The 15,336-nt window shown below is 27.8% G+C and carries 16 protein-coding genes; 13 read left to right on the plus strand and 3 right to left on the minus strand.

Annotation, left to right across the window (positions count from 1 at the left end; genetic code table 11):
• Nucleotides 1-41 precede the first annotated feature (41 nt).
• The 11 genes from IC173_RS16185 to IC173_RS16235 all read left to right on the plus strand — a co-directional run bounded on the left by IC173_RS16185 (nt 42) and on the right by IC173_RS16235 (nt 9,593).
• A complete protein-coding gene (locus IC173_RS16185; RefSeq protein ID WP_227855859.1) occupies nt 42-788 on the plus strand; it encodes a YkgJ family cysteine cluster protein in 747 nt (248 codons plus the stop codon).
• 44 nt (nt 789-832) lie between these two features.
• Entirely contained in the window at nt 833-1,744 is a 912-nt protein-coding gene (locus tag IC173_RS16190) for an MBL fold metallo-hydrolase (protein ID WP_413926965.1), read from the plus strand.
• Between the two features lie 50 nt (nt 1,745-1,794).
• Nucleotides 1,795-2,607: a GTP pyrophosphokinase family protein gene (locus IC173_RS16195; RefSeq protein WP_227435483.1), complete on the plus strand. Its 813-nt coding sequence runs from the start codon at nt 1,795-1,797 to the stop codon at nt 2,605-2,607.
• 109 nt (nt 2,608-2,716) lie between these two features.
• On the plus strand, nt 2,717-3,409 hold the full coding sequence (locus IC173_RS16200) for a metallophosphoesterase (RefSeq protein ID WP_227435481.1): 693 nt from the start codon (nt 2,717-2,719) through the stop codon (nt 3,407-3,409).
• Nucleotides 3,410-3,495: 86 nt separating this feature from the next.
• Nucleotides 3,496-4,431, plus strand: a complete 936-nt coding sequence (locus IC173_RS16205) for an MSCRAMM family adhesin SdrC (RefSeq protein WP_227855860.1) — start codon at nt 3,496-3,498, stop codon at nt 4,429-4,431.
• Between the two features lie 33 nt (nt 4,432-4,464).
• The gene (locus IC173_RS16210; protein ID WP_227435477.1) at nt 4,465-5,622 is read left to right on the plus strand and encodes a class I SAM-dependent methyltransferase; all 1,158 of its coding nucleotides are present in this window, start codon (nt 4,465-4,467) and stop codon (nt 5,620-5,622) included.
• A gap of 151 nt (nt 5,623-5,773) precedes the next feature.
• Nucleotides 5,774-6,334 (plus strand): 5' nucleotidase, NT5C type, encoded by a 561-nt coding sequence (locus IC173_RS16215; protein WP_227435474.1) that lies wholly within the window; start codon nt 5,774-5,776, stop codon nt 6,332-6,334.
• Nucleotides 6,335-6,362: 28 nt separating this feature from the next.
• Nucleotides 6,363-6,854, plus strand: coding sequence for a hypothetical protein (locus tag IC173_RS16220; RefSeq protein WP_054272357.1), 492 nt, complete (start codon nt 6,363-6,365; stop codon nt 6,852-6,854).
• Nucleotides 6,855-7,088: 234 nt separating this feature from the next.
• On the plus strand, nt 7,089-7,640 hold the full coding sequence (locus tag IC173_RS16225; protein WP_227435472.1) for a helix-turn-helix domain-containing protein: 552 nt from the start codon (nt 7,089-7,091) through the stop codon (nt 7,638-7,640).
• An 85-nt stretch (nt 7,641-7,725) separates the two neighbouring features.
• Nucleotides 7,726-8,658, plus strand: a complete 933-nt coding sequence (locus IC173_RS16230; RefSeq protein ID WP_227836348.1) for a D-aminoacyl-tRNA deacylase — start codon at nt 7,726-7,728, stop codon at nt 8,656-8,658.
• Between the two features lie 71 nt (nt 8,659-8,729).
• Entirely contained in the window at nt 8,730-9,593 is an 864-nt protein-coding gene (locus tag IC173_RS16235; RefSeq protein WP_227435468.1) for an EamA family transporter, read from the plus strand.
• Nucleotides 9,594-10,077: 484 nt separating this feature from the next.
• Here the strand turns inward: IC173_RS16235 and IC173_RS16240 are convergent, their stop codons facing one another.
• From IC173_RS16240 to IC173_RS16250, 3 genes are all read right to left on the minus strand, one after another.
• On the minus strand, nt 10,078-10,674 hold the full coding sequence (locus IC173_RS16240; protein ID WP_227825099.1) for a TIGR04100 family radical SAM protein: 597 nt from the start codon (nt 10,672-10,674) through the stop codon (nt 10,078-10,080).
• Nucleotides 10,675-10,700: 26 nt separating this feature from the next.
• Nucleotides 10,701-11,228: a TIGR04002 family protein gene (locus IC173_RS16245; RefSeq protein WP_227435465.1), complete on the minus strand. Its 528-nt coding sequence runs from the start codon at nt 11,226-11,228 to the stop codon at nt 10,701-10,703.
• A gap of 371 nt (nt 11,229-11,599) precedes the next feature.
• Nucleotides 11,600-12,598, minus strand: coding sequence for a D-2-hydroxyacid dehydrogenase (locus tag IC173_RS16250; RefSeq protein WP_227435461.1), 999 nt, complete (start codon nt 12,596-12,598; stop codon nt 11,600-11,602).
• Nucleotides 12,599-13,286: 688 nt separating this feature from the next.
• On the opposite strand from IC173_RS16250, the gene hadA reads away from it, so the two are divergent.
• Nucleotides 13,287-14,486 carry an isocaprenoyl-CoA:2-hydroxyisocaproate CoA-transferase HadA gene (gene hadA / locus IC173_RS16255; RefSeq protein WP_227435459.1) on the plus strand — a complete coding sequence of 400 codons (1,200 nt, stop codon included), beginning with the start codon at nt 13,287-13,289 and terminating at the stop codon, nt 14,484-14,486.
• Nucleotides 14,487-14,524: 38 nt separating this feature from the next.
• Complete coding sequence (gene hadI, locus IC173_RS16260; RefSeq protein WP_227435457.1) at nt 14,525-15,325, plus strand: 2-hydroxyisocaproyl-CoA dehydratase activator HadI; 801 nt, start codon at nt 14,525-14,527, stop codon at nt 15,323-15,325.
• Nucleotides 15,326-15,336 lie beyond the last annotated feature (11 nt).

Below are 15,336 nucleotides of genomic sequence, written 5' to 3' on the forward strand. Positions count from 1 at the left end.
TGTTTGTATTAACTTAATAATTATAACAAGGAGTAATAATAATGACTAGTATAAAAAATAAAGATATTTTAAATTGTATAGATTATTCCACTAAAAATAAGCTCTTTAATAAATTAAATGATGTATATGAATCTTTACCAACTGGAAATTGTTCTGGTTGTGGTAATTGTTGTATGGAATCGGTAGGTATAAATTTAATTGAGTTTTTGAATATATTTTGTTATCTTGAAGATAGAGCGGATTTAAGAAGAAGATGTATAATTAAAATAGTAGACTATTATTTTGAAGAGTATTCTAAAAAAAATTCATGTCCATTCAAAGATGATAATAATAGGTGTTTAATATATGAAGTCAGACCACTAAATTGTAGATTATTTGGACATTGGAAAAAAGAGGACTATAACAAAAATCTAGATAATGTGACTAAGAAAAATAATGCTTATAAAGACTTGATGAAGAGACAACATGGATTTGAAATAAATGATGAAGTGGTAAATTATAGAATAGATTATTGTGAAAGCTTTATTCCAAGTAAAGATTATTTGAGTAAATCTGAGAGATTAAGCTTTTTTGATGAACTTATGATACTAGATTCAAAACTATATTCTAATAACATTATAGATATAGATTTTAAGGATAGAGGCATAGTTGAATATCTTATAGAATCGCTATTTTACAGAGATTTAGCATATAATGTAAAAATAAGGATATCTAAAGAACCTAAAATAAAAAAAAGAACTATTAATAGAATAAAAAGACTTATTCTACTAGAGTCTTATATTAAATAAATAATAACTTGTAGTATAAATATTGTCAAAATGAGGTGAAGATGGTGAATCTAACAAAAGTAAAAGGAAATACTTTTTTTATAAAAGGTGGTACAAATACAGGAATATATGTGTTTGAGGATAATACAGCACTTATGATAGACCCAGGATTATGTGGTTCGAGGCCAAGAAGAGTAACCAAAGTATTAGATGAAAATAAAATACAAGTTAGATATATTATAAACACTCATGGTCATGATGACCACTATGGGGCATGTAATCAATTTAAAGAATACTATAAAGATGTGTGCGTAATGTCATCAAAATACGATAAGTTATATATAGAAAACCCAGAATTATTTTCAAAGTATATTGTTGGGGGGAAAAGCAATATATTTATGGATAGTATTTTAAAAAGTAAAATGTTAGATGATATAGAAATAGATAAAACTATAGATGCAGGTAGGCTGGAACTAAATAATGAAATGTTTGATATAATTGAATTTCAGGGACATACACCTGGAAGTATAGCTGTTTTAACTAAAGATAAGGTGATTTTTGTGGGAGACCTTTTGATAGGAGATGAAATTCTATCAAAATTCGATTTCTTATTTTTATATGATATACAAGAGCAAATGAACTCGTTAGAAAAGTTAAAAGGTATAGATTTTGAGTATTTGGTTTTGGGACATGGAAAACAAGTGATATCAAAAGAAGATGCTTATAAATTAATAGAAAAGCATTTGAATGCTTTAGAGAAATATTTATACCAAATAAGACAATTACTTGAAAAACCAAAATCTTTAGAAATTTTACTAAAAAATATTATAAATAACAATAATTTAAGCAATAATTATAAAGAGTATCATTTTTTTAAATCTTCATTGATATCTGTTATAAGTTACCTAATTGATTTAGACGAAATAGGGTATATCTTAGAAGATGGAGAATTGCTTTACTATACAAAAACAAAATAAATTATGATAAAATAAAGAAGGTCATAAAAAACAAATAAAGGGTGAGCAATATGGAATACGAAAAATGGAATGAAATACTAGCACCTTATGAACATGCAGTAGAAGAATTGAAAATAAAATTTAAAAATATAAGAAAAGAATATTTAGCAAAAGGCGAGTATTCTCCCATAGAATTTGTCACAGGAAGGACAAAAAAAATATCTTCCATAATATCTAAGTTAAAAAGGCTAAATGCGAAAGATATAGAAACTGAAATTGATGATATTGCTGGTATAAGAATAATGTGCCAGTTTGTTGAAGATATATATTATATAGTTGATTTGATAAAAGTAAGAAATGATATGACTATAATAGGAGAAAAAGATTATATTACAAACTACAAAGATAGTGGTTATAGAAGCTATCATGTTATAATAAAATATCCTATAAACTCAATTGCGGGCTCAAAAGAAATTATATGTGAAATACAAATAAGAACTCTTGCAATGAATTTCTGGGCTACAATAGAACATTCATTAAAATATAAATATGACCATTACATACCTGAGACTCTAGCAGAAAGACTTAGAAGAGCATCTGATGCTGCGTTTCTCTTAGACCAAGAAATGAGTGAAATAAGAGAGGATATAATGAAAGCTCAGGCTATGTATCAAATGAAGTCTATAGCAATTAGAGACACTCTAAATAGAATACAAGAGTTATATGACTTAGGTGATACACATAAAGCTATGCAGTATCAAAGAAAGTTGGATAGAACTGAAACAGACAAAAACATAACCGAAATTTTAGAATTAAAACAAGAAATAGATATGTTATTAGAGCAATATAAGGATAACAAGGTAGATGATAGAGTGGTTCAATAAAGCTACTTATAGAGAAAATTTACTAAATATTAATGGGGCTGCCTCTTAATGGAAAATAATTTCTAAGAAGAGACAGCCTATTTAGTTTAATCAAGGAAGGAATGATGTTATGAGTTTATATGCAATAGGTGATTTACATTTTTCAACATCAGTAAATAAGCCAATGAATATCTTTGGCAGTAATTGGGATGGTCATGAAAAAAAGATTATAGATAATTGGAAAGAGGTTGTTACAGAAGAAGATGTAGTATTAGTATTAGGAGATACATCTTGGGGAATTAATTTATCAGAAGCTAAAAAAGACTTAGATATAATAAATGAACTTCCAGGTAAAAAAATACTTATAAAGGGAAATCATGACTATTGGTGGACAACAGTTACAAGTTTGAATAAGCTATATGAAAATATGCGTTTTATTCAAACAAATTTCTATGAATATAGAGAGTATGCAATTTGTGGAGGTAGAGGTTGGATATGTCCCAATGATGTTAAATTTGATGAGACTGATGAAAAAGTTTATAGAAGAGAAGAAAATAGATTAAGGCTGTCATTAGAGTCTGCCCGTAAAAAAGGTTATTCCAAAATAATAGTAATCACTCATTATCCTCCTACAAATGATAGATTAGAGGAGTCTTTATTTACAAAATTATTTGAAGAATATAATGTTGAAAAGGTGATTTATGGTCACTTGCATGGTAAAGAGTCTTTTAAAATGGGTCTAAAAGGAATTAGAAATGGAGTTGAATATATATTAGCATCTTGTGATTATACAGAATTTAATTTAATAAAAGTTCACGATTAAAAAACATAAATTGGTAAATACTATAAGATACATGATTAAAAATAAATATTTGAGGGATTTCGGTTTTGAGAAAGGAGACACGATTTATGAGGTGGATATTAGTTTTTATATTTTTATATCTTATTCCTTTGATAGTGATATTCAGAAATTACAAGAATTTTAAGAGGTCTTGTATCTACAGTAGTATTTATGTAGTATTAGCTACAACAATAATGATAAGTAACATCTATATGAGTGGACTTAATAAGATAAAAGAATCTATGTATTATCATAATTATATTTCTGATGAGACATATGATGAGAAATATGTATCAAATTTTAATGAAAAAGAAGAAGAAGATTTAAAACAAGATAAAAAAAATAGCAAAGAATCAAACAACAAAAAAGTAGATAATAAGCAAGAGAAAAATACACAAAGTACAGAAAATAATAAAGAAGAAAATCAAAAAGATGTAACAAAGAATAATGATTTAGAAAGAAATACTTCAACAAATAGTGAATCAGAAAAACAAGTAAATACTGGAGAAAACAAAGATACTTATACAAGTAAAGAAAATGATAGTGAAGATATAAAAAAAATAGACCTAGAAAGTATAGGAATTTTCAAGAAAGAAATTTATAATATAGAAAGAGTAGCTTTAGTACCAATGAGAGAATGTATACCTTATACTAAGGATATTGCAAAAAATATAACTAAATTATCTAGTATAAAAAAAGATGTTACAAATGCTAGAAATAAGTGTAAAGAAGTTATAGAAGAATATGAGAATATGCAAATCCCAGAACTTTCTAAGGATGAATATACAAAGGTATTAAGTAGTGCTAGAGATGATGTAAAAAAGGCGTATGAACTTAGACAAAAGTCCATGGATAGTGCCTTAAAATTAATAAATACTAAAAGTCCTAAATATATAGGCAAGATAACTGAGTATCTTGATTTATCAGATAAGCAGATAGAAAGTTTTAAAAATAGATTGAATGATTTAAATGAAGAAATAGATGGGTCAAATACTATTGATTAAGAGTTAAAGAGATAAGTTAAAAGGGAGATTAGTATGAATAAGCAGAGTATAGGAAAACTAAATATGTTTTTTATGGGGATTACTCAGAGAAACCTTGAAAATGAAGATTTTTTTATTGAATTAGAAGTAGTTTTTAAATCAGGAAGAAAAGAATTTAAAGGAATTGCAATAGAAGAAGAAGGTAAGTACAAATTTAATTTTAAAGGCAAGTCAGAGTTACATACATTTAGTGAATTGTTAAAAAATATATCTAAAGAAGCGGAAAATTATGATGGGCTAGTATTTAGATATATTGAAAGAGGTACTATTGTCGTAATAGAAGGAGACAATAAAAAAGTAAATGTAAAGTATCTAGATAATAAAGAAGAAGTACCGAAAATAGATGAATTTACAGCATCTCAAATAAAAAACAGAGAGTACTATGTAAAAGTAGGACAAGCAAATGCACTTTTAAAAGAAATTGGAGTACTTACAAAAGATGGTAAAATAAAAAATGATAAAATAAGAAAGTATAATCAAATAGACCACTTTGTGGAGCTTATAGACAATATTTTAAAAGAAATAAAAGACAAAGACTGTATAACAATATTAGATTGTGCTTGTGGTAAATCATATCTAAGTTTTGTACTAAATTTCTATATAAAAGAAGTATTAAAGAAAAACTGTTATTTTATAGGAATAGATTATTCAGATGTAGTTATAGAAGCGTCAAAGAAGATGGCTAAAAACTTAGGCTATAAAAATATGTCATTTATAAAAGAGGATTTAACTAATTATACACCTAATAGAGATGTTGACCTTGTAATAAGCTTACATGCTTGTGATACAGCAACAGATATGGCTATAGGATTAGGAATTAGAGCAAAATCAGAAGCTATAGTAGTAGTACCATGCTGTCATAAGGAGTTATTAGGACAATATAAATATGAAGCTATGGAACCAATATTAAAACATGGAGTATTTAAAGCTAGATTTGCAGACTTAATAACTGATGGTTTAAGAACGTTATTGCTAGAAGGAAATGGATACGATACTTCTGTGGTAGAATACATATCCCCATTAGATACACCAAAAAATTTAATGATAAGAGCAATAAAAACTAAAACAAATAATGAAAAAGCATTAAATGAATATAGAGAACTAAAAACACAATTTGGAGTAGAACCAACTTTAGAAAAACTTATATATTAGTTGAAAATGTAAAATTTACAAAAAGCTTGCTTAAATATGCAAGCTTTTTGGTATTATATAGGTATAGTCATATATATGATTTTGATTTATAATTAAAGCTGTGCTATAATATTTGATTAATAAAATCAATAAATGTTACATGGAGGTAAAAATGAACAAATTAAATATATGTATTGATATAGATGGAACAATAACTAGCCCTTATCATTTTCTTCCATACCTAAATGATATATTCAATAAAAACATTACAGAGTCAGAGTGTATAACTCACAATTGGGAAGAATTATATGGTTCAGGAATAAGGGATGTATATGCAGAATTTAATGATAAGTATGTACATTCATATGATGAAGCAGAAATTGTAGAAGGAGCTATTGAAGTAATAGAGGAATTATCTAAGGGGCATAATTTATCTTTTGTAACAGCTAGACATGAGTGTTTAACTGATGTAACTAAAAACTGGTTAATTAGACAAGGCATTTTAGATATAGATGTTTACTTATTAGGAAGTGATTATAAAGTTGAAAAGGCAAGAGAACTGAGTTGTGATATATTTATAGAAGATAACCCTTTAAACTCAGTCCAATTGGCTGATGCAGGTGTTAAAGTAATACTTTTAGATACTAACTATAATAAAGATATTGAACATCAAAACATAATTAGAGTTAATAACTGGATAGATATTAAAAAGATTATAGAAGAAAGTAATTAAAAGACTTATAATTTGAAAGGGGGAGCATATGATAGATTTAAAACTAGAAAACAGAAAAGGAAAAATTCATGTAAAGAGTAGTGAGATAAAAGACATTTTAGAATTACGTCCAGACTTTGAATATGTACAAGATATATCAAATACTATAAATCAGGAGAATATATTGGTGTTTGATTGTCAATTGACAGGAAATTCTTTTGATATGGATGATTTAGATATAGAAGAAATATTAGAAGAATTGGGTGAGGAAATAGATGAGTCTTATTTCAATGTCTTATTTGAAGATGTAAGAGCATATTTAAAAGATGCTACTGATGAAATAGAAGCAGATTTGCAAGAAAATTACCTATTTGATAATTTGAGATGCTATTTTGATATATATAATATAAATCAAGAATTCACTGATTTTAAGTTTGTATTTTTAGTTTCTTTTAAGGATATAAAAATATCTTCATTAGCTAATCTAGCTAAGATTGTTTCCAAAAGACAACTGATAGGAGCATCTAAGTTTTATAGTTAAAATACAATTTTATGATAGCAAAAGCTAGTAGTCTTGTAAAAACATAGACTTCTAGCTTTTTTATTTGCTTATTTTTAAAGAAAACTTTAGAATAGTATTTACATTCTTAAAAAAGTATTGTATATTAAACATAATGTACAGTATATTGTCTAGAATGTTTTAAAATAAGTTACTGTCTTTAGATAAAATAATTAAATATGCTTATGATTGTATAAGTATAGTCGAGGTGAATTTATGCAGAATTTAAATGAAATAATTGCTGAAAACTTAAAAAAGATAAGGAAAGAAAAACATCTTAGCTTAGATAAAATTTCTCAACTTAGTGGAGTAAGTAAGAGTATGTTGTCTCAAATTGAAAAATGTGAAGTGAATCCAACTATATCTACTATCAAGAAAATAACGAATGGATTAAAAATATCATTTACATCATTGATGGAAAGACAAGAAAGTGAGATAGAATTGGTTGATAAAAAGGATGTAGACCATTTTATTGAAGATGATGGAAAATATGTAAGTTATCCGATATTTCCATTTGATTCCAAGAGAAGATTTGAAATATTTATGATTGAGATAGAAGAGGGTGGAACGTTGGATTCAAATGCGGAACTTCCAGGAACTCAAGAGTTTATTACAGTTTTTAGTGGTGAAATAACTATTAAAATAAATGGAGAGGATTATATTGTATCTAGTGGTAATTCTATAAGATTTAAAGCTGATGTATCACATGTATATAGAAACTCAGGTAGAGGTGTAGCTAAAATAAGTATGGTAGTATATTATGTATAATAATTGAATGGAGTATATAGTAATATTTAGATGATTTTAAGTATGAGAGTATATAATATTTAAATAATAGGAGTGTGATTTATAGATGAATAACAAAAAAGCAGTTTTCTTCTTTTGTAATAATTTAGATAAAGACCCAGTGGCTAAAAATGTAATTAACTGTTGTGAGGAAGTAATGGATTTAAAGCAGACTGATATTATTGTTGATGATAACTTTGTATTAGAATTTATAGATGAAAACAATAACTTATTCCAGTTTGTAAAAACGGAAAATGTAATAAGTCATGATTATAAATATTATCTGCCAATTTTAAATAAGTATTTCAAAGATTTTGATTTTGCAGGAGTTGTGAATTGGCATGAAGGAGAGAATGCTCCAGAAAATATTCTAACAGCTCATACTATTGGAGATGTACCAACAGGCGAGTTTGGAAATTCAAATCCAAAATATTTTAGAAACTTAATTAGTGCAATTGAAGATATAAAAAATGAAAACTCCCTTGATGAATTCACTACATTAACAGAAGCAACTCACTGGTCTGGAACTACATATGGTGAAGTAGCTAAATTAATTACAGAATATTCTGTACCTATGTTAGATATTGAGATAGGAAGTAATAGTAATAGTTTTAATAATAAGACAGCAATACAAGTATTATCGAAGTCTCTAATTAGAGTATTTGATAGTGATGAGCCTATCAAAACTTTACTGTGTGTAGGAGGAGTTCACTTTGAAAATTCTTTTTCAGACATTATAAAAAATGGAGAATACAATATATCAATTGGGCATGTATTACCAAATCAATGGATTGTAAGTGGAATGTATGATAATGAAGATGGATTTGAAAAATTAGAAAAGTGTGTAGACAGTATTGATGGTGGAATTGATGGTATAGTTTTTCATGATAAATTAAAGGGGACTTATAAAGAACAATGTCGTAAGTTAGGGGAAAAGCTTAAGGTACCTGTGTTTAAACATAAGATATTGAAAAACCCAAAAGATTTGCCTATATGGTAGATTTGATTTATAATAATGAGATTTAGTAAGTATATTCAGTAATTCAGATTAATTTTTAAGTGAGGTCAAAAATGATAATATCTTATTTTGCACTATTAATTAGAGTAGTGCTGTTAGCCTTTGAAAGAGTAGTTGTAAGATTATTAGGTGATGAAGAAGGCGATATTTATAAAAATATAGCTTCATCATTTTTATTTTTCTTTATAGGTGGAGTATGTTTACTACCATTTAGTATAATGAGTAAGGTTGGAGATTGGTCCTTTTTAATACCATGCTATATAAGTAGCTTAGTTTATTCGATTGGGTCAGTAGCATATGTAACATCTCTAGCAACTGGTGAAGTTTCACTTGTAACTCCAATAAACAGTTTAAACTCACTATTTCTATTGCTTTTATCAGTTGTATTTTTAGGCGAAAGTTTTAGTTTAGCAAAAGTTGCAGGAATTATAATTATGATAGGTGGAGTATTTATATTAAAAAATGTAAGTTCTTTATTAAAAAATGCATCTGCCATTCTAAATAATCTACCATGTAGATTGATGTTTTTGTACATATTTTTTCAATCAGTAGGAAGGGTATTAGATAAGGCATTTTATGTTCAAGTATCTCCTATACTATATTCAACGATACTTTACTTTTTTGTTGGATTAAATCTATTTGTCTTTTTAGCATTTAAAAAGAAACAAAGAGTAATCTATGAAATATTTAGTAATAAGAAGGGACTTTCAATTTTAAGTGGTGCTATTAATGGATATTCTTATCTAGCATTATTAATTGCTTTAAATAATTTAGAACTCAGTATAGCAGAACCATTTTCTCAAGTTTCTATGATAATAACCTTAATACTTGCTCACTTTATATTTAAAGAAAATATCAAGGAGAAAATACCAGGTTCAATTCTTATATTAATTGGTGGATGGTTGTTATTGCTTTAATTGATAAATCAGAGAGATGATGGAAGTCTATAAAGGGCTAGATAAACAGAAATGTGATGGGGTAAAACATGTTGTAGCTGGTGCAGAGAATTTGCACCAGCTCAGACTTTAGACAAACTATATATTAATATTTTCTGACTTTTCATTGTGCTTATTATTCAATGCTTCAGACTATAATTTCCATACCATCATAGGGAAAGGAAATATTATCAAGTTTTTTCTCTAATTCACTACTTTATATTTTTTCTATTTTTTATGTATTTTCTTAAAAAGTTTTCTGGCCTTGTTAGACATAGTCATATTTCTTCTGACTTACATGTGGGTTATAGCAAAGAATGATTCTGTTATCAAGAAAGGTATTAAAAGTAATAAAACATTAACTAAATAGATAATATTTTATTATGTTATTTTAAAGACCCACCTATAGTTAACTATTTTCATATGTCAACTTTGTATTAAGGTTTTAAATACTAATTTATAATTGTTAGTTTTTATGTCTAACTCTAAGTGGTATATCAAGTTCTTTTGCTAACTGTTTAGATTCTTCTATTTCCTCTGGAGATATTTCATCTACTACTGAAAAGGCAACTTCTTTTATATATTCTTTGCAATCTTTTGCAAAATCTAACATGTAGTCAAATGATTTTTCTCCAAACTTTGGTTGAGTAACTCTATTATAAGCTTCTTTATTTGGAGCATTAAGACTTATTGATACTGCATCTATCACATCTTTTAACATAATAGCAGTTTTTTTATTGTGTATTAAATCACTTAGACCATTTGTATTTATTCTTGTTTTGATATTACTTTTCCCTTTTACAAATTTAGCAACTTCTATTAATTCATTTATTCTCATTAGTGGTTCACCATATCCACAAAATACAATTTCATCATATTCATCTAAATTATATTTGCCAAAGGCTTCTTTTACTTCATTAATACTTGGTTCGTGTTCTAACCATAAGCTACCACTATTTGCTACTTCATCTTTTTCATTTCTTATGCAAAACACACAGCTACATGGACATGTATTAGTTATATTTACATAGATACTGTTTTCAATTGTATATAAGATATTCATAATTTTCCCTCCATAAATTTAAGTTTTTAGTTAAAATAACGTCTTTTAAAATCAAGTTTATCAAGTGCTATCCCTAGAAGTACAAACACAATAAAGCTTCCTATTGGCTGTAACAAACCAAGTAAACTCATTACAAAAGCACTTGTAAAGCTTCCAATAATTATTCCCTCAGCAAACATATATAAAACTAGACCTACTATGCCTGCTACAAATGAAGCAATTATATTTCGTTTATTTATTATCTTGTCACTTTTAGAAGTGAAAAATAATACGAGTATTGGCTTTATAATTATAGTTGGTATTACCCATATTGCAGCTCCTGTAGATAAATCAGCTAGACCAGCGCCTATTGCAGAGGCTGCTATAGCATAGTTTGTTGGTAAAATAGTTGCAGCTAGATAAATAAAGGCATCTCCTATATGAACATATCCATTGTTTCCACCAACTGGAATATGTAATATATAAGCTATTGTCAAACATATTATAGACGCAAATAGCGCTGAAGTGACGATACAGGTCGTCTTTTTAGAAGTAGCTTTATTCATTTTTTCCAATATAATCCCTCCTCAAAAATCCCAAACTAGTATTCTTGTAATGTTTTCTTATAAATATATTAATATTAATCATACAATTTTCATAGTTTGTTTGGTATTTTTCTGGTAAAAAGTGAATTGTACCCATTCAAAGTCTTTTGATGGAAAAGTAGATTGTAATTAGGATAATTTAATAGGATAATTAGAAAGGTTGTTGTAAATTTGATATAAAATATAACAAATAGTAGGTGTATACAAATAATATAAAATAAGAAAAATAATATAAGAGAGTCATACTCAATGTATATTGAATAGACTCTCTTATATTTGGGAAATTAAAGGCTATTTTGTTAGATAATAGCTAATTAATGAAAAAATATATTTATAAAATACTAATTTACTCTATTAGCAGCAGTTCCTGTGCTTATAACATCTACAGCACTACTTAAACTAGAATAAACTATATTTTCTATCGCTGTACTAGTGAAGAATCCAAGGTGATGAGTAAATATAACTTGCTCCATAGAAAGAAGTTTGTTGATTTCTGGGTCAGTTAATTCACCTGGGTTCATTTTTTTATTTAAGAATAATCCTTCAGTTTCAAATGTATCAAGGGCAGCAGCTCTTATTTTTCCAGCTTCTAGTGCTTCTATTAAGTCCCCTGTCTTAATTAAACCACCACGACCAGTATTTACTATGTAAGCGCCATCCTTCATTATAGCTAAAGTATCTTTATTTATCATATGTTTTGTTCCTTCAAGTAAAGGAGTATGTAATGTTATAAGGTCAGCTTCTTTAAGAAGGTCTTCTAAAGAATCTTTATAAGTTAATATATCATTTAAATCTTTATTTGGATATTGGTCAAATGCAATTACATTAGCTCCTAAGCCTTTGAATAATTTGGCAGAAGTAGCACCTATTTTTCCTGTACCTATAACACCAACTGTGATAGATCTAACTTCTGTTCCAAGAAGTTCAGCTATCCAACGATAGTCACCTTCACAGACTTTTTTCTTTACTAAAGGAGTCTTTCTTAAAAGGTTCATAGCTTGAGTAACAGCTAATTCAGCTATTGCATTAGGTGAATAAGAAGGAACATTTGTAACAATAAGTCCATTTTCATTAACTAAACCAAAATGTATCATGTCCATCCCTGCAGTTCTTGAAGCTATAACCTTAACCCCAGCATCTTTTAAAGTTTCATAAATATAAGGGTTATCTATATAGTTAGTTTGTTGTATAGATATACCATCATATCCTTTAGCTTTTACTACATTTTCTTCAGTCATGTTTTCAGGATAAATATCCACTTGAACATCCTTATGTTCTTCAGACCATTGTTTTATTACTGGTTCTTCATAATCGCGTGCTCCAAATACTAGTATTTTCATATCAATACCCTCCTGTAATTATTAAATTATATGGTAATTTTTCATTTAGAAATAATATGTAGCAATATAAGGTTATATTTTTATACAAAATTTTTAAGGTTAAAAATTTAGTTTTGAAATTGTTTTCCCTGTGTTATTTTGATATTTAGTTATTTTTTATTTAAGATAATAATTGCTCTAAACATTTATCAAAGAAATTGTTATTTTTTAGATTAAATATTATTAAAAAATTATCTAAGTTTTAAATTAGTTAACTAATCAATTGATTAATTACAATGATAGCATGTGTTTTTGAGTTTAGCAATGAAAATTTTTTTTGAAAAGTCAAGCTTTTTCATAAAAAAATATATAAAAAAAACTTTTAAAGGCATAAAAAAAATGGCAAAATGCTATGGAGAGTTGCATGATGCCACGATATGAAATTAATAATGCATTTGTATATTGTTAAAAAACATTCAAATCAAGCGATATTTTGCTTAAATATAAAGTTGGCACGATAAATGCTTAACAATATAGGTGTAAGACAATAAAAAATATAAAAAATAATCATTTATAACTTTTAATAATTTTATAAGTTATCTCAATAAGATTAGGAACTTTGACATCAAATAGTTAATATCAGAAAAAAGTACTTTATATGTGATTTAATTGAATTTTTATAATTGATACTATTAAGGAGGAAAACGTTATGCTTTTAGAAGGAGTTAAGGTAGTAGAACTTTCAAGTTTCATCGCAGCACCATGTTGTGCAAAAATGTTAGGTGACTGGGGTGCAGATGTTATTAAAGTTGAGCCTATAGAAGGTGATGGAATAAGAGTTATGGGTGGAACATTTAAATCTCCAGCATCAGATGATGAAAACCCTATGTTTGAATTAGAAAATGGAAATAAGAAGGGTGTAAGTATTAATATAAAATCAAAAGAAGGAATAGAAATATTACATAAATTAATATCAGAAGCAGACATATTTGTAACTAATGTTAGAGTTCAAGCATTAGAAAAAATGGGTATAGCTTATGACCAAATAAAAGATAAGTATCCAGGACTAATATTTGCTCAAATATTAGGATATGGTGAAAAAGGACCTTTAAAAGATAAACCAGGATTTGACTATACTGCATACTTTGCAAGAGGAGGAGTTAGCCAATCTGTAATGGAAAAAGGGACATCTCCAGCAAATACAGCAGCAGGATTTGGTGACCACTATGCAGGTTTAGCATTAGCAGCAGGAAGTTTAGCAGCATTACATAAAAAAGGAAAAACTGGTGTAGGTGAAAGAGTAACAGTAAGTCTTTTCCATACAGCTATATATGGAATGGGAACAATGATAACAACAGCACAATATGGAAATGAAATGCCTTTATCAAGAGAAAATCCAAACAGCCCATTAATGACTACATATAAATGTAAAGATGGAAGATGGATTCAATTAGCTTTAATACAATACAATAAATGGTTAGGCAAATTCTGTAAGGTTATAAATAGAGAATATATATTAGAAGATGATAGATACAACAACATAGATTCAATGGTTAATCACATTGAAGATTTAGTTAAGATAGTTGGAGAAGCTATGTTAGAAAAAACATTAGATGAGTGGTCAGTTTTATTAGAAGAAGCAGACTTACCATTTGAAAAAATCCAAAGCTGTGAAGATTTACTAGATGATGAACAAGCTTGGGCAAATGACTTCTTATTTAAGAAGACATATGATAGTGGAAATACAGGTGTTTTAGTTAATACTCCAGTTATGTTTAGAAATGAAGGAATAAAAGATTATACACCAGCACCAAAAGTAGGGGAACATACTATAGAAGTATTAAAAACTTTAGGATATGACGAATCAAAAATAAATAACTTAAAAGAAGATAAAGTTGTAAGATACTAATTAGTATTTCTAGATTTTGGGAAAGGAGAATACTAAAGATGTATACAATGGGATTAGATATAGGTTCAACTGCATCAAAGGGAGTAATTTTAAAAGATGGAGAGGATATTGTGGCTTCAGCTACGATATCTTCTGGTACTGGGACTACTGGACCATCAAGAGTTTTGGAAAAATTATACAGTGAGTCAGGTCTTGGAAGAGAAGACATTGAAAAAATAGTAGTTACAGGATATGGGAGAATGAAATATTCTGATGCTGACAAACAGATAAGTGAGTTAAGTTGTCATGCTAGAGGAGTAAACTTCATAATTCCAGAAACAAGAACCATTATTGATATAGGTGGTCAAGATGCTAAAGTACTAAAGCTAGATAAGAATGGAAGATTACTAAACTTTCTTATGAATGACAAATGTGCTGCAGGTACAGGAAGATTTTTAGATGTAATGGCAAAAATAATAGAGGTTGATGTATCTGAACTCGGAAGTATATCTATGAATTCTCAAAATGAAGTATCAATAAGTAGTACATGCACAGTGTTTGCAGAATCTGAAGTTATATCACACTTATCAGAAAATGCAAAAATTGAAGATATAGTAGCAGGTATTCACACTTCAGTAGCAAAGAGAGTTTCTAGCCTAGCAAAAAGAATAGGAGTACAAAGAAACGTAGTAATGGTTGGTGGAGTTGCCAGAAATAGTGGAATTGTAAGAGCTATGGCAAGAGAAATCAATACAGAAATTATTGTACCTGATATACCTCAATTAACTGGTGCTTTAGGAGCAGCATTATATGCTTTTGATGAAGCAAAAGAATCACAAAAAGAAGTGAAAAATATATAAAAAGAGGGATG

The organism is Clostridioides sp. ES-S-0048-02, assembly GCF_020658495.1.
Taxonomy (GTDB): domain Bacteria; phylum Bacillota; class Clostridia; order Peptostreptococcales; family Peptostreptococcaceae; genus Clostridioides.